This window comes from Streptomyces sp. NPDC046862, from assembly GCF_040704615.1.
GTDB lineage: Bacteria > Actinomycetota > Actinomycetes > Streptomycetales > Streptomycetaceae > Streptomyces.
The window spans coordinates 124,507-139,492 of record NZ_JBEYXP010000013.1 but is presented as its reverse complement, the minus strand read 5'-3'; the positions used below and the strand labels follow the sequence as shown (position 1 = coordinate 139,492).

Sequence of the window (14,986 nt, the reverse complement as noted above, 5' to 3'; positions counted from 1 at the left end):
CGGGGCAGCGCTCCCGCGGCTCCCGTGCCCCCCGGCGCCGGAACCGCACCGACCCGGACCCGGACCCGGACCCGTGGCGAGGATCTCCTCTTGCGCCCCACCGGACTGAATCCTACGGTGAAGCATAGGAATGAAGGGCGCGAGGGAGCGATCATGAGCGGGGACGCACGGAAGACCGCGGAGAACCTGACCTACCTCTCCGGCTTCGGGAACGAGCACAGCTCGGAGGCGGTCACGGGCGCGCTGCCCGTCGGCCGCAACTCGCCCCAGCGCGCCCCGCTGGGGCTGTACGCGGAGCAGCTCAGCGGCACGGCGTTCACCGAGCCGCGGGCGCACAACCGCCGCTCCTGGCTGTACCGGATCCGCCCGTCGGCCGCGCACCCCGCATTCACGCGCGCGGACAACGGCACGATCCGTACGGCCCCCTTCACCGAGACGGTGCCCGACCCGAACCGGCTGCGCTGGAACCCGCTGCCCCAGCCGCCCGAGGGCACCGACTTCCTCGGCGGCCTGTGGACCCTCGGCGGCAACGGAGACGCGACGCAGCGCACCGGTATGGCGGCGCACTTGTATCACGCCAATTCCTCCATGGACCGCGTCTTCAGTGACGCCGACGGCGAGCTGCTGATCGTCCCCGAGCGCGGCGGGCTGCTGCTGCACACCGAGTTCGGTCGACTCCATGTGGAACCCTCCCACATCGCGTTGATCCCCCGTGGGGTGCGCTTCCGTGTGGAGCTGTTGGACGACTCCGCCCGTGGCTATGTGTGCGAGAACTATGGAGCCCCGTTCAGCCTTCCCGACCTGGGCCCCATCGGTGCCAACGGCCTCGCGGGCGCACGGGACTTCCAGGCACCCGTCGCCGCGTACGAGGACGTCGAGGGCCCGGTGGAGGTGGTGAACAAGTTCTGCGGGAACCTCTGGACGGCCACGTACGACCACTCGCCCCTCGATGTGGTGGCCTGGCACGGCAACCATGTGCCATACGTCTACGATCTGCGCCGTTTCAATGTGATCGGCACCATCAGCTACGACCACCCCGACCCGTCGATCTTCACGGTGCTGACCTCGCCGAGCGACACCCCCGGGCTGGCCGGCGTGGACTTCGTCGTCTTCGCGCCGCGCTGGCTGGTGGGCGAGGACACGTTCCGTCCGCCGTACTTCCACCGGAACGTGATGAGCGAGTACATGGGGCTCATCGAGGGCGCGTACGACGCCAAGGCGGAAGGCTTCGTGCCGGGCGGCGGCTCGCTGCACAACATGATGTCGGCCCACGGCCCGGACCGGGAGACGTTCGACCGGGCGAGCGCCGCCGAGCTGCGGCCACAGAAGATCGACGACGGGCTGGCGTTCATGTTCGAGACCCGCTGGCCGGTGACCGCCACGGCCCAGGCGGCTCGGGCCGGGCACCTGCAACAGGCGTACGACGACGTGTGGTCGGGCCTGGAGCGTCACTTCCGCGCGGGCGGCTGACCCTGGGCCCTGTCCGCCCGTTGCACACCGGCACCCTCGACCGGTACGGATACCGTCGTGACCTCCTTCGCCCCGGACTCGATCGTCCTGAACCGCAAACTGCCGCTCTGGTACCAGGTCTCGCAGTCCCTGCGCGCCTCGATCCTCGGCCGTTCGCCCCGGGACCCGCTGCGCCTGCCGACCGAGGAGCAGCTCGCCGGGCACTACGGGGTGAGCGTGCTGACCATGCGGCAGGCGCTGAAGGAGCTGGAGGACGAGGGGCTGATCACCCGGCACCGCCGGCGCGGCACGTTCATCGAGCCGAGCGCACAGCGCGGCGCCCCCGTACGGCTGCTGGGCTCGGTGGACGCGATCGTGGCGCAGCAGTCGGGGATGACGACGGAGCTGCTGGACCACGGGAAGTCGCCTGTTCCCCCCGAACTGTCCGAGCACTTCCCCGACCTGACCGAGGTGGCGACGTACCACCGTCTGCGCGGCGACGAGACGACGGGCGAGCCGACGAACCACGCCCGCAACCACGTCCGCCCCGAACTCGCCGCACGCATCGACCACGACGACCTGGTCCGCTGGCCCATGACGAAGGTCCTCAGGGACGTCGTGGGCGCGGACATCGGCCGCATCACCGACACCGTGGAGGCCCGGCTGGCCGACCCCGAGACGGCGCGTCTGCTCCATGTGCCGCTGCTCAGCCCGATCCTGCACTACACGGGCGTGACCTACGACGGTGACGGCCGGGTGCTGGACGTGGCGGTGATCCACTACCGCGGTGACCGCTTCTCCTTCACGGTCACTCTCGACGCCCACTGACGAGGCCGTACGATGCCCAGCGTGACGCACGACGACGCTCCGCTCCTGGCGGACCTCATGCCGTGGTCCGTCGCCCCGCCGCGGCTGGGCCGGAGGTGGCCGACGGCCCCCGACGCGGCCTCCCTGAAAGCCCGCTGGGACACCCTCGTGAAAGCCGAGGAGCCCGACCGCGAGGCCCTGTTCGAGCCCACCCGCTCCCGCACCCCGCACTCGGCCGTGGCCCAACTGCCGGGCCAGTCCAGCGGCACGGGACGGCTGGCCCGGGAGTCGGGACCGTGCCCCGACCCCGTACGGGTCCTCCTGGCGCCCTTCGACGAGCACTGGCTCATCCCGGACCACCGGCTGATCGACTCCGCGCGTCCGGAGTTGTGGCGGGTGGCGGACGGGCAGCAGGTGTTCACCGTCGAACAGACCGTCGCGCCCGACTCCTCCGGCCCGGTCCTCCTGGTCTCGTCCGTGCTGCCGCTGAACCCCCCGCACGGCCCGCGCCCCGGCCGCGTCCGCCCCCTGTACCGGCGGCCCGGCGGCCAGGAACCGAACCTGGCACCGGGCCTGCGGGACCACCTCGCCGGCCATCTGGGCCACTCCCCCGCCCCGGCGGACGTCCTCGCCTGGATCCTCACCGCCGCCCGCCCCGGCGCCGACGGAATCGAGGTCCCGCTCACGGCCGACCCCGAAGTCTGGGCGCGGGGTGTGGAACGGGGGCGCCGGACGCTGTGGCTGATGCGCCGCGACGGCGAACGTCCCAAACTCCCCGGCGGCCGCCGCCCCTACGTCCGCGCCCCGCTCCCCGCCCGCCCCCTCGAACTCCTCTACGACCGCGAGGAGGAGGCCCTGCTGACCGGCGAGGGCCGCATCTCCCCCGTTCCCGCCGAGGCCTGGGACTTCCATGTGGGCGGTGTCAGGGTCCTGGAGGCGTGGTTCACCCGCCGCACGGAACGGGCTGAGCCGGGCACGCTGGAGGCGGTACGCCCGACGTCATGGCCGCAGCCGTGGACGTCGGAGCTGCTGGAACTGGTGACGGTACTGGCGCTGCTGGCGGAACTCCGGCCGGAGCACGCGGGATTGACGGCGGAGACACCGATCACGGCGACGGAGCTCCGCAAGGCGCACGTGTTGCCGGTACCGGACACGGCCCGCAAACCAGCCTCGGTCCTGGACCACCACGAAGAGGGCCCGGAAGGCCAGTTCACATTGATCTGAGGGCGAGGGACACGCCCCTGAAAGGGGCGCGGGGAACTGCGCGAGCAACCACAACAAACCCGCACCCGGAAACAAACCTCACCCCCGCGGCGCGAACCCGTCCAAAACCCTGCCCAGCAACCGCTCGAACGCCCCCTCCGCGTCATCCACCGGCGCCACCCCCTCCGCGAACAGCGCCGCCAGATGCGGATAGTCCCCCGTCATGACCTGCCCCCTCATGTACGCCTCCCGCACGGCCTGCTCCCGCTCCGCGGACCACGGCACGGAGCGCGTCCTCTCGGCGATGGCCAACTCGTTGGCGACGAACACCATGACCGACCCGTTGACCATCCCGAACAGCTCCAGCTTCGTGCCGGGCGGCACACCGAGGCCTTCCAGGCAGGCGAGGCAGTGGTCGAGGCAGCGCAGGGCGTTGGGGCTGACGCCGTAGACGCTCGACATCACGCGGATCACCCAGGGGTGGCGACGCATGATGCCGCGGGCCTGGCGGGCGAGGTCCAGCATGTCCGCGCGCCAGTCGCCGCTGGGCCCGCGGGACAGGTCGTACTCGCCGCTGACCAGGTCGACCATCAGCTCGTACAGGTCCTCCTTGCGCGGCACGTAGTTGTACAGGGACATGGTGCCGCAACCGATCTCGGCGGCCACGCGGCGCATGGACACCGCGTCGAGGCCGTCCGCGTCGGCGATGCGGACGGCCGCCGCCGCGATGTCGGCACGGCTGTACGCGGGTTTCGGGCCGCGGCCCGCACGCTCGGGGCGTGCCCAGATCACCTCGGGTTCGGCCGCTCGGCCCGCCATGGATCATCACCTCGCCCACCATCCTAGTTACGTACGCCGTACGTAGTGAGGTATGGTCGACTCATGACTACTACGTACGCTGTACTTAGTGAAGGTCTGGAGAAACGCTTCCGTGACGTCCGCGCGCTGCGCGGGCTGGACCTGGCGGTCCCTCAGGGCACGGTCTGCGGACTGCTCGGGCGGAACGGCGCGGGGAAGACGACCGCCGTCCGGGTCCTGACCACCCTGCTGGCCCCGGACGCCGGGACGGCCCGGGTGGCCGGGCACGACGTGGTGCGCGAGGCCGCGGCCGTCCGCCGCGGCATCGCGGTCACCGGGCAGTACGCCTCGGTCGACGGCGACCTCACCGGCGCCGAGAACCTGCGCCTGTTCGCCCGTCTGCTGCGCGCGCCGCGCTCGCGGGCCGACGAGCTGCTGGAGCGGTTCGGGCTGACCGAGGCCGCGGACCGTCCCGCGCGCACCTACTCCGGTGGCATGCGGCGCCGGCTCGACCTCGCCGCCGGTCTCGTCACCCGGCCCGCCGTGCTGTTCCTGGACGAGCCGACCACCGGGCTCGACCCGCACAGCAGGAACGACATCTGGGACGCCGTACGGGAGCTGGCGCGCGACGGGACGACCGTGCTGCTGACCACGCAGTACCTGGAGGAGGCCGATCAGCTGGCCGACGACATCGTGCTGATCGACGAGGGCAGGGCCGCGCACCAGGGCACCCCGGAGGGGCTCAAGGCGCGGATCGGCAGTTACGCCGAGGTGGTCGTCGCCCTGGAGGGCGGCGAGCCCGCGCTGCACGCGGCCGCCGTGGTCCTCGACCAGCTGACCGGCGCGGAGCCGGTGCTCGACCGTGAGCGGCGCACCGCCGGCGCGGTCGTGCTGGACCCGCGGCTCACCCTCCCCCGTATCGTCCGCGAACTCGACGCCGGCCGGGTGCCGGTCGTCGACGCGACCCTGCGCCCGCCCACCCTCGACGAGGTCTTCCTGCGCCTCACCACCCGGAAGGAGTCCGTGACATGAGCACACCGGTCGTCGACGGCGCGGCGGTCCTGGTCCGCAACCTCCAGCGGATCCGGCACGCGCCCGCGATCACGGTCATGACGCAGACGATGCCGATCGTGTTCCTGCTGTTCTTCGGATACGTCTTCGGCAGCGCCCTCGCCATGCCGGGTGCGGAGTACCGCGCGTTCCTCGTCCCGGGGATGCTGGTGGCGACCGTCGCGAACGGCGTCATGACGGGGATGTTCGGCGCCGCCCAGGACGTGCACCGCGGCGTGACGGACCGGTTCCGTACGCTGCCGATGAGCCGCTCGGCCGTCCCGGCCGGCCAGGCGGTGGCCGATCTGCTGATGACCGCGGCCGGTCTCGTTCCGCTGCTGCTGGTAGGGGTCGCGATGGGCTGGCGGGTCGAGGGCGGATGGCCTGCCGCGGCGGGCGCGTTCGGCCTGTTGCTGCTCTTCCGCTTCGCCGCCACCTGGGTCGGCATCCTGCTCGGGCTCGCCTCGCGGAGCGAGGAGGCCGCCGGGCAGCTGGGCGGCGCCACCTTCATGCTGCCGCTGCTGTCCAACGCGTACATCCCCACCGACGGTATGCCCGGCTGGCTGCGCACCCTCGCCGAGTGGAACCCGATCAGCGCGGTGGCCACGGCGGTGCGGGACCTCTTCGGGAACGCCCCGGTGCCGCAGGACGCCGCCTGGCCGGTGGCCCACCCCGTCGCCGGGTCGCTGATGTGGTGCGCGCTGCTGATCGGCGTGTGCGCGCCGCTCGCCGTACGCCGGTACGCGCGCGGTGAGTGAGTGTCCTCACTGGTGAGCGTCCCTGCTGACAAAGCCCCGGGCGGCGGACATGATCCATCCCATGAACCCCATGGAGCGTCTCCCGCTGCCCCTGGAGGGCATCACCGTCGTCGCCGTCGAGCAGGCCGTCGCCGCTCCTTTCGCCACCCGGCAGCTCGCCGACCTCGGCGCCCGCGTGATCAAGGTCGAGCGAGTGGACGGCGGGGACTTCGCGCGCGGGTACGACACGGCTGCGGGCGGTCTCGCCTCGCACTTCGTGTGGTGCAACCGGGGCAAGGAGTCCATCGCGCTGGACCTGAAGGATCCGCGGGGCCTGGACGTCGTACGGCGGCTCGTGGCGGACGCGGACGTCTTCGTGCAGAACCTCGCTCAGGGCGCGGCGGCCCGGCTCGGCCTGGACGCGGCCACACTGTGCGCCGCGCACCCGCGGCTGGTCGCGGTGGACATCTCGGGGTACGGGTCGTCGGGGCCGTACGCGGACAAGCGGGCGTACGACATGCTCGTGCAGTGCGAGGCGGGGCTGGTGTCGGTGACGGGGACGCCTCAGCAGCCGGTGAAGGCGGGCATCCCGGCGGCGGACATCGCGGCGGCCATGTACGCGTTCTCGGGGGTGCTCGCGGCGCTCGTGCGGCGTGGGACGACCGGGCGGGGCGGTCCGGTGGAGGTGTCCCTGCTGGAGGCGCTCGCCGAGTGGATGGGGCATCCGCTGCACCACACGATGCACGGCGGAACTCCCCCGGCGCGGACGGGCCTCGGTCACGCCGTCATCGCCCCGTACGACGCCTACGCCACGGCGGACGGCGGGCGGGTTCTGCTGTCGGTGCAGAACGACCGGGAGTGGCGGCGGCTGGCCGCACAGGTGCTCCAGCGGCCGGAGCTCGGGACCGAGCCGGCGTTCGCCACGAACGCGGCGCGCGTCGAACGCCGGGAACGTACGGACGAGTTGGTCGCCAAGGCCCTGGGCGCGCTCGACACGGATGAGGCGATGGCCCGGCTGGAGGCGGCCGGGATCGCCTGCGCGCGCCTCAGGGACCTGCACGAGGTGGCGGAGCACCCGCAGTTGGCGGCCCGGGAGCGGTGGCGGGAGGTGGGTACGCCGGTCGGGCCACTGAAGGCGCTGCTGCCCCCGATCACGCTGCCGGGCGGGGACACGGCACGGATGGGGGCCGTGCCCGCGCTCGGGGAACACACCGTGACGCTGCTGCGTGCCGTGGGGATGACGGACGACGAGATCGCAGCGCTACGCCGGGACGGCGTGGCCGCCTGAGCGCGGGCCTCGCGGTGAGCCCTGAAGGAGCGGGGCTCCGTGCGATGAGCCTTGGTGAGTGGGCTCCTTACGGGAGCCCGCTGTGCTCAGCGGCCGCCGAACAGCGTGCGGCGCAACCGGCGCAGCGGCGCGAAGAGGGAGACCCGGCTCATGCGGTTGCCCTTGCCGCCCCGCTCGTGCGGTTCGCGTGCGGTGAGCTCGCGCATCAGTGACGTCGCCTCGGCCGCCTCACGCTGTGGCACGGCAGGGCCGCCCAGCACCGAGAGATGGCGGTCGAGGCGCGAACTGGTCGCGCTGCTCCCGCAGGTGATCGCAGGGACTCGCGCCCTGCGCGCTGTTATCTGTTCCATGTCACTCCCCACCCGTACGAGTCCACCCGGCCCGGGCAGGGTAACCCTATCGCCCTCACGGGGCACGCGTGTATCTCGGTCACAGGATTCACCTACCCCGTAAGGACTTTGACGATTACTCTCCGAATCCGACAGATTCCAGGGCGAGTTGGGCAATTGGCTGACTGGTTGGCTGTACCGATCCCCCATCCGGCTCGACGGTCACCGCGAGTGACGTCGCGTCGTCGGTCATTCCGCTCGTGACCAAGGGCGTGTCGCCCTGGAACAGGCCCAGGGAACGCGGTTGCAGGTCGGGGCGCATGAGCCAGAGCTGGTGCACCCGGCCGCTCGGCAGATCGCCGAGCCCGCTCAGGGTGACGATGGCGCGCCCCTCCTTGGCGGAGGCGATCACTCCGATTCCTCTCCCCCGGGCGTCCCGTTCACTGGTCGCCCGGGCGTCGGGGGCGGTGAGAATGTTGGCGATCTCACGTGACTGGGCCCGTGCCGCGTCCAGTTGGTCCTGGGTGCGCGTCGCCTGCACCGCGAAGAGAGAGGCCACGACGAGCGCCGCGGCGGCCGTGGCGGTGGCCAGCGGCACGAAGAGGGGGCGCGTGCGGCGAGCCCGGTGCGGGGGCGGTGGCGGTTCGGTGCCCCACACGTGGGCCGGCAGATGAGTGGCGCGCGCGGGGGCGGAACCCCGGGGCGGAGCCTCCTGCGGGATGTTGCGTACGGCGGCGAGAACCCGGTCGCGCATCGCGAGCGGAGCCGGAGCCGCCGTCGACCACGCGAGGCGCACCGCGTCCTCGGACAGCGCCCGCACCTCCGCCGTACACCGGTCGCACGTCCTGAGGTGCTTCTCGAACCGCACGCGCTCGCCGGGCTCCAGCGCGTCGAGCGCGTAGGGCGCGGCGAGCGAGTGCAGGTCCCGCTTGGACCGCCTGCCGAACAGACTCATGCCACACCTCCCAGGCACTCGCGCAGCCGGGTCAGGCCGTCACGCATGCGGGTCTTGACCGTGCCGAGCGGCAGGGACAGTTGTTCAGCGACTTCACGATATGTGTACCCGTCGTAGTAGGCGAGCGTGACCGACTGACGCTGCAGACTGGTGAGCCGCTCCAGACAGTGGCGTACCCACTCGCGCTCCAGACCGGCCTCCACCTCCTCGGCGACCTGGTCGAACGCGGGGTGATGGGCCCTCATGCCCTCCCGCTGCTCGCGTTCGGTGGCCGCGCGGGCGCTGCGCACCCGGTCGACGGCACGGCGATGGGCGAGCGTGAGGATCCAGGACATCGCGCTGCCCCGGCCGGGGTCGAACCGGGCAGCGGAGCGCCACAGTTCCAGCAGCACCTCCTGCGCCACCTCCTCCGACTGGGCCGGGTCGCGCACGACCCGGCGGACTAACCCGAACACGGGGCCGGACACCAGGCCGTACAGCTCCTCGAATGCCTTCTGTTCACCTCCGGCCACCCGGACCAGAAGCTCGTCCGCCTCCACTCGCTCCCCCTCTGCTCCGGCCGCACCGCACGGCCATCCCCTCGCGTAAGGCATTCGCAACGAACCCACCTCCGGATGGGGTACGGATCAGGCTCGCCGAAAACTCGACCGCCCTCCGGTGAAACAAGATTTCAAACGCTCCGTAAGAACGTTTGAGATTCGACCAATCCGCCCTGCCGACCGCTCCGAATGGCGTTCGTCAGGCAAGTTGGGACAGAGGACGGACGGCATGACGGACGGCATGACAAGTACTTCCAGGAGCGGCGCGGGGCGCAGGAGCATCGCGACCCTCGTCTGTGGCGCGCTGGCCGCCGGAGGGCTCACAGCCGCCGGTGTGGCCGCGCTGGCCCCCGGGGCGGCCTCCGCCTCCAGTCACCGGGAGGCCCCTCTCATCTCGGGGCAGCCCCAGTTCGACAACACGGACCTGTACGCGTTCGTGAGCCCGGACAAGCCGGACACGACGACGATCGTGGCGAACTGGATCCCCATGGAGGAGCCCGCGGGCGGCCCGAACTTCTACCAGTTCGCCGAGGATGCCCAGTACGACATCCGCGTCGACAAGGACGGCGACGCGCAGGAAGACCTGATCTTCCGCTACACGTTCGACACGGACACCAAGAACGACAAGAGCTTCCTGTACAACACGGGTGTCGTCGAGAGCCTCGACGACAAGGACCTCAACATCACGCAGTCGTACGACATCGAGCTCATCCAGCTCAAGGACCGGCGCGCGGTGAAGAAGACGAAGCTCGCGGACGACGTGTACGTGGCGCCGTCGAACGTCGGCAAGGCGTCGATGCCGGACTTCAAGAAGCTGCGCGACGACGCCGTCTACAAGACCGCGAGCGGAGTGACGACGTTCGCCGGTCAGGCCGACGACCCGTTCTTCGCTGACCTGCGTGTCTTCGACCTGCTGTACGGCGGTGACCTCTCCGAGGTCGGGCGGGACACGCTCAAGCAGTACAACGTCAACTCGATCGCCCTGCAGGTGCCGAGCGAGGCGATCATCGAGTCGCACGACCAGCCGGTCACCGGCATCTGGTCGACGACCCAGCGCAAGGGCGCCGACGGGCAGTTCCACCAGGTCTCGCGCCTGGGCATGCCGCTGGTCAACGAGGTCGTCAACCCGATCAAGGACAAGGACACCTTCAACGCGTCCTCGCCGGTGGACGACGCCCAGTTCCTGAAGAACGTCACCGAACCGGAACTGCCGAAGCTCATCGAGGCGATCTACAAGATCAAGGCCCCCGACGAGCCGCGCAACGACCTGGTCGACGTCTTCCTCAAGGGCGTCAAGGACCTCAACCAGCCGCCGTACGTCACCCCGTCGGAGCAGCTGCGCCTCAACACCTCCATCAAGCCGACCAAGAAGCCGAAGCGGCTCGGTGTGCTCGACGGTGACACCCAGGGCTTCCCGAACGGACGCCGGCTCACCGACGACGTGATCGACATCGCGCTGCAGGTCGTCGAGGGCGAGTTGCTGGGTGCCAAGAACGACCTGGGCGACGCGGTCGACAAGAACGACAAGAAGTTCGGCAACTACTTCCCGTACATCGGCCTGCCGACGGCCGGTTCGCGCGGCAAGACGGTCAAGGGCAACACCACGGACAGCGTGCGCAGCGGGCTCGGTGACGGCGTGACCGCCGCGGGCGTCGGCGGGGACAACACCGTGCTGATCGCCACTTCCGCGGCGGGCGGCGCGGGTGGCTTCCTGCTCATCGCCACCGGCCTGTTCTGGTGGCGCCGCCGGCAGAACGAGCGGGCGTACTACTGACCGGTCCCCGGACCGGAAACCCGGACCGGGCCGGTGAGCGGCCCGGTCCCGCACCGGACCCGCTGAACGGTCCGGCTCCCGAACTGGCGCGGCCCGCACGTATCCATCCCCCACGGCGCGGGTCGCGCCGCCCGTCGGTCACCACTCGGTCACCACGAACTTCCCGTCACGGAACCTGAGGAGAGGGCATGTCCCCGCGTACGAACGAGAGCGCGCCGGAGGGCGAGCGCCGGGACGAGGACACGCATGCCCTCACCCCTGCCGGGGGCGCGTCCGACGCCGAGGGAGCGCCCGATGCCGGGGGCGCATCCGATGCCGAGGGCTCACCCCGTGCTGGAGGCGCATCCGATGCCGGGGGCGTACGCGGTGCCGGGAACACATCCGGCACCGAAGCTGCGGCTCGTGCCGGCGGCGCATCCCAAGCCGGGGACGCACCCGACGCCGACAGCGCACCCGTAGCCCGTCAGGCACCCGAAAGCGGGCAGGTATCCGTAGCCGCACAGGCACCCGAAACCGGTGGTGCACTCGGCGCCATCGGCGAGACGGAGGTCGCCCGCCCGGCCGATGACCGCGGCGATGCCCAAGCGACCCGCGCGACCGACGACAACGGCCGACCCGAAATCACCCGCGAACGCGACGGCGACGGCGACGGCGACAGCCGCCCCGGAACCACCCGCGAACGCGACGGCGGCAGCCACGGACGCCCCCAAGCCACCCGCGCGACCGACGACAACGGCCGCCCCGGAACCACCCGCGAACGCGACGGCGGCAGCCAGCCCGGCGGCAGCGGCCGGTCCGGTGGTGGCGAGGCCGGGCGGATGGTCGGCGAGTCGGCGCGGGGGCGGGTGCTGCGGCTTGCCGCGTGTGCCGCCGCGCTGGCCGTCGCGATCACCTCCGGGGCCATCGCGCTCGGCCACCGCGACGAGCAGCCGGTGAGCACGTCGAACTCCCCCGCTCTCACGGCGCAGATGCTCGGCGGAGGGGACCTCGACGCGAACGTCACCACGCTCCAGAGCCATCTCCGCGCCCAGCCGAAGGACTACGTCTCCTGGGCCACGCTGGGCCTCGCCTACGTGGAGCAGGCTCGCACCAAGGGCGACCCCGCCCGCTACCCCCAGGCCCAGAAGGCCCTGAAGCGCTCCCTGGACCTGCACCCGGACAACGACCCTGCGCTCGCCGGACAGGCCGCGCTCGCCGCGGCCCGCCACGACTTCAAGGGCGCCCTCAGCCACGCCGACCAGGCGCTGGAGCAGAACCCGTACAGCGAACGGGCGTTGTCGACCCGGATCGACGCCCTGGTGGAGCTCGGCCGCTACGACGACGCCTCGAAGGCCGCCGACCTGGCGGACGACCGGCGCCCCGGCATCCCGGTCTTCACCCGGTACGCGTACGTGCACGAGCTGCGCGGCGACACGAAGACCGCCGAGCGGGTCCTGAAGCAGGCCCTCGACTCGGCGATGGGACGCGGCGACATCGCGTACGTGGCCACCCAGCTCGGACAACTCGCCTGGAAGCAGGGCGACTACAAGGGGGCGCTCAACCACTACGCGCGGGCGCTGGCCGCCGACGACGAGTACCTCCCCGCCCTGGAGGGCCGCGCCCGCGCCGAGGCCGCGAGCGGCGACCGGAACGGCGCGATCAGGACCCTGGAGAAGGTCGTCGCGAGCTACCCGCTGCCGGGGCCTCTCGTCGAACTCGGCGAGCTGTACGAGGTGGAGGGCGACAAGACGAAGGCCCGCGACCAGTACCGGCTGGTGGACGCGTGGACCTCGATCGCCCGCGCCAACGGCGTGAACGCCGACCTCGACACCGCGCTCGCCGACGCCGACCACGGCGACCGCAAGGCGGCCCTGCGCGCGGCCCGGGCCGAGTGGAAGCTCCGGCAGACGGTCCACACGGCGGACGCGCTCGCCTGGGCGCTGCACGTCAACGGCCGCAGCGACGAGGCCATGCCGTACGCACGCCGCGCGGCGGCCACCGGCTACAAGGACGCGACGTTCCTCTACCACCGCGGGATGATCGAGCGGGCCACGGGCGACGACGAGGCGGCCCGGCGTTCGCTGAAGGCGGCGCTCGACCTCAACTCCGGCTTCTCCACGCTGGGCGCGGAGAAGGCCCGTAAGGCGCTCAAGGCTCTGGAGGCGGCCAAGTGACGTTCCCTCGGCGTGTGTTCGCCTCCTGCACGGCTGTCCTCCTGGCCGTCTGCGCGCTCGTGCTGCTCCCCGCCGGGGCCGCGAGCGCGCACCCCCTCGGCAACTTCACCGTCAACCGGTACGACGGTCTCGTCGCCTCCTCCGGCACACTGCGCGTCCTCCACGTCGAGGACCTGGCGGAGATCCCGGCGACCCAGGCCGAGCCCGCCATCAAGAAGCAGGGCATGGAGAAGTGGGCCGAGGCGCGCTGCGCGACGGCCGCCCGGGGCAGCGAGGTCACGGTCGGCGGCGAGGACGTGGCGCTGACCGTGGGGTCGAGCAGCGCCGAGGAACGGCCCGGACAGGCCGGACTCAAGACCCTGCGCGTGGAGTGCCGGCTCACCGCTCCCCTCCCCGACCGGGCGACCTCGGTGCGTTTCCACGCCGCCGTGGACTCCGGCCCGGGCTGGCGCGAGGTGACCGCCCAGGGCGACCGGATGACGCTGACGGCCTCGGACGTGCCCGAGAAGTCCGTGTCCCGGCAACTGACCAGCTATCCGAAGGAGTTGCTGTCCTCGCCGGAGGACACCGCTTCGGCGTCCCTGAAGGTGCGCCCGGGTGGACCGGCGCTGGCCACGGCCGAGGACGACGCGCCCGGCGCCTCGATCCTGCCGCGTGGCGCGGACCGCTGGACCAAGGCGCTCGACGACCTGGTGGCCCGTCAGGACCTGACCGTCGGTTTCGCGGCGCTGGCCCTCGGCATCGCCGTGTTCCTCGGGGCGATGCACGCGATGGCCCCCGGTCACGGCAAGACGATCATGGCCGCGACCGCCGCGGCGCGCGGCAACGCCACGTTCCGCGATGTCCTGCCCATGATCGTCTCGGTGACGATCACCCACACCCTCGGCGTGGTCGCCCTCGGCCTGCTGATCGCCGCCGGGTCGTCCGCCGCGCCGTCCGTGATCACGTGGCTCGGCGTCGCGAGCGGTCTCCTCGTGATGGCGGCGGGCGTGAGCCTCGTACGCCGTGCACTGCTCAACCGGAAACTCATGCGGGAGCAGGCACACGATCACGGCTCCCACGGGCACACGCACGACCACGACCATGGGCACGAGCACGACCACGGCCACGCGCACGACCACGACCATGGGCACGAGCACGACCACGGCCACGCGCACGACCACGAGCACAACCACGGGGACACGCACACCCACACGCACGAGCACGCCCCCACCCCCGAGCCGGAGCGCGCCCTGGTGCTCGCCCACGCCCACGCGGACGGCGAGAGCCACACCCACGAGCACGCCCCGCCCAAGACTCGCGCTCTCGCGCACTCCTCCACGCCGGGTCACACACACGCGACGGCCCATCATCACGACCACGACCACGACCACACGCACGACCACGACCACAAGCACAGCCACGACCGCGACCACGGCAAGGGTCACAAGCACGACCACCAGCACGCCCCCGCACACGACACCAAGCGCACCCTCTTCGGCGGCACCATCACCCACACCCACGGCGGCTTCACCCACAGCCACCCCGTGGCCCCCACCGTGCGCGGCACGATCCTGCTCGGTTTCGCGGGCGGGCTCGTGCCCAGTCCCTCGGCGGTGGTCGTGCTCGTGGGCGCCGCCGCGCTGGGCAAGGCGTGGTTCGGTCTGGTCCTCGTCCTCGCCTTCGGCGTCGGCCTGGCGCTCACGCTGACGGGCGTCGGGTTCGCCGTCGTCCGGACGGGCGACGGGATGACGCGGCTGCTGGACCGGCGCCCCCGGCTGGCCGGCGGTCCGGCCGTCGCGCTGGTGCGCAGGACCCTGCCCCTGGTGTCGGCGCTCGTCGTCCTCGCCCTGGGGGCCGGATTGGTACTCAAGGGGGCGGCATCCGTACTCGGCTGAGCTACTTTTGGGGAGATATAACGCGGA

At 71.8% G+C, this 14,986-nt stretch carries 13 protein-coding genes; 9 read left to right on the top strand and 4 right to left on the bottom strand.

Going from position 1 to position 14,986, the window contains the following annotated elements; genetic code table 11:
* Positions 1-153: 153 nt before the first annotated feature.
* Genes hmgA through AB0959_RS16925 form a run of 3 tightly spaced genes read left to right on the top strand, consistent with a single transcriptional unit; the run spans position 154 to position 3,480 of the window.
* Positions 154-1,470, top strand: a complete 1,317-nt coding sequence (gene hmgA / locus AB0959_RS16935) for a homogentisate 1,2-dioxygenase (RefSeq protein WP_366827171.1) — start codon at positions 154-156, stop codon at positions 1,468-1,470.
* Positions 1,471-1,527: 57 nt separating this feature from the next.
* Complete coding sequence (locus AB0959_RS16930; RefSeq protein WP_366827170.1) at positions 1,528-2,277, top strand: GntR family transcriptional regulator; 750 nt, start codon at positions 1,528-1,530, stop codon at positions 2,275-2,277.
* Between the two features lie 12 nt (positions 2,278-2,289).
* Entirely contained in the window at positions 2,290-3,480 is a 1,191-nt protein-coding gene (locus AB0959_RS16925) for a type ISP restriction/modification enzyme (RefSeq protein ID WP_366827169.1), read from the top strand.
* A gap of 78 nt (positions 3,481-3,558) precedes the next feature.
* On the opposite strand, the gene AB0959_RS16920 is transcribed toward AB0959_RS16925, so the two are convergent.
* Positions 3,559-4,278, bottom strand: coding sequence for a TetR/AcrR family transcriptional regulator (locus tag AB0959_RS16920; protein WP_366827168.1), 720 nt, complete (start codon positions 4,276-4,278; stop codon positions 3,559-3,561).
* Positions 4,279-4,341: 63 nt separating this feature from the next.
* Between AB0959_RS16920 and AB0959_RS16915 the strand changes: the two genes are divergently transcribed.
* From AB0959_RS16915 to AB0959_RS16905, 3 genes are all read left to right on the top strand, one after another.
* Entirely contained in the window at positions 4,342-5,289 is a 948-nt protein-coding gene (locus AB0959_RS16915; protein ID WP_366827167.1) for an ATP-binding cassette domain-containing protein, read from the top strand.
* Positions 5,286-6,065, top strand: a complete 780-nt coding sequence (locus AB0959_RS16910) for an ABC transporter permease (RefSeq protein ID WP_366827166.1) — start codon at positions 5,286-5,288, stop codon at positions 6,063-6,065. Before AB0959_RS16915 ends, AB0959_RS16910 begins: the two co-directional genes overlap by 4 nt.
* A gap of 70 nt (positions 6,066-6,135) precedes the next feature.
* On the top strand, positions 6,136-7,332 hold the full coding sequence (locus tag AB0959_RS16905; protein WP_366827246.1) for a CaiB/BaiF CoA-transferase family protein: 1,197 nt from the start codon (positions 6,136-6,138) through the stop codon (positions 7,330-7,332).
* 86 nt (positions 7,333-7,418) lie between these two features.
* On the opposite strand, the gene AB0959_RS16900 is transcribed toward AB0959_RS16905, so the two are convergent.
* From AB0959_RS16900 to AB0959_RS16890, 3 genes are all read right to left on the bottom strand, one after another.
* A complete protein-coding gene (locus tag AB0959_RS16900) occupies positions 7,419-7,682 on the bottom strand; it encodes a hypothetical protein (RefSeq protein ID WP_366827165.1) in 264 nt (87 codons plus the stop codon).
* 115 nt (positions 7,683-7,797) lie between these two features.
* Complete coding sequence (locus AB0959_RS16895; protein WP_366827164.1) at positions 7,798-8,616, bottom strand: anti-sigma factor; 819 nt, start codon at positions 8,614-8,616, stop codon at positions 7,798-7,800.
* Positions 8,613-9,155, bottom strand: a complete 543-nt coding sequence (locus AB0959_RS16890) for a sigma-70 family RNA polymerase sigma factor (RefSeq protein WP_366827163.1) — start codon at positions 9,153-9,155, stop codon at positions 8,613-8,615. Before AB0959_RS16890 ends, AB0959_RS16895 begins: the two co-directional genes overlap by 4 nt.
* A gap of 241 nt (positions 9,156-9,396) precedes the next feature.
* Here AB0959_RS16890 and AB0959_RS16885 point away from each other — a divergent pair, with 241 nt between their 5' ends.
* The 3 genes from AB0959_RS16885 to AB0959_RS16875 all read left to right on the top strand — a co-directional run bounded on the left by AB0959_RS16885 (position 9,397) and on the right by AB0959_RS16875 (position 14,959).
* Entirely contained in the window at positions 9,397-10,929 is a 1,533-nt protein-coding gene (locus AB0959_RS16885) for a DUF4331 domain-containing protein (RefSeq protein WP_366827162.1), read from the top strand.
* 188 nt (positions 10,930-11,117) lie between these two features.
* Positions 11,118-13,082 carry a tetratricopeptide repeat protein gene (locus AB0959_RS16880; protein ID WP_366827161.1) on the top strand — a complete coding sequence of 655 codons (1,965 nt, stop codon included), beginning with the start codon at positions 11,118-11,120 and terminating at the stop codon, positions 13,080-13,082.
* Entirely contained in the window at positions 13,079-14,959 is a 1,881-nt protein-coding gene (locus AB0959_RS16875; protein WP_366827160.1) for a nickel transporter, read from the top strand. Before AB0959_RS16880 ends, AB0959_RS16875 begins: the two co-directional genes overlap by 4 nt.
* Positions 14,960-14,986 lie beyond the last annotated feature (27 nt).

Bases quoted from the DNA above. Each gene is read 5' to 3' on its own strand.
- hmgA (WP_366827171.1), top strand. From the start codon at position 154: ATGAGCGGGGACGCACGGAAGACCGCGGAGAACCTGACCTACCTCTCC.
- AB0959_RS16925 (WP_366827169.1), top strand. From the start codon at position 2,290: ATGCCCAGCGTGACGCACGACGACGCTCCGCTCCTGGCGGACCTCATG.
- AB0959_RS16920 (WP_366827168.1), bottom strand. From the start codon at position 4,278: ATGGCGGGCCGAGCGGCCGAACCCGAGGTGATCTGGGCACGCCCCGAG.
- AB0959_RS16915 (WP_366827167.1), top strand. From the start codon at position 4,342: ATGACTACTACGTACGCTGTACTTAGTGAAGGTCTGGAGAAACGCTTC.
- AB0959_RS16910 (WP_366827166.1), top strand. From the start codon at position 5,286: ATGAGCACACCGGTCGTCGACGGCGCGGCGGTCCTGGTCCGCAACCTC.
- AB0959_RS16905 (WP_366827246.1), top strand. From the start codon at position 6,136: ATGGAGCGTCTCCCGCTGCCCCTGGAGGGCATCACCGTCGTCGCCGTC.
- AB0959_RS16900 (WP_366827165.1), bottom strand. From the start codon at position 7,682: ATGGAACAGATAACAGCGCGCAGGGCGCGAGTCCCTGCGATCACCTGC.
- AB0959_RS16895 (WP_366827164.1), bottom strand. From the start codon at position 8,616: ATGAGTCTGTTCGGCAGGCGGTCCAAGCGGGACCTGCACTCGCTCGCC.
- AB0959_RS16885 (WP_366827162.1), top strand. From the start codon at position 9,397: ATGACAAGTACTTCCAGGAGCGGCGCGGGGCGCAGGAGCATCGCGACC.
- AB0959_RS16880 (WP_366827161.1), top strand. From the start codon at position 11,118: ATGTCCCCGCGTACGAACGAGAGCGCGCCGGAGGGCGAGCGCCGGGAC.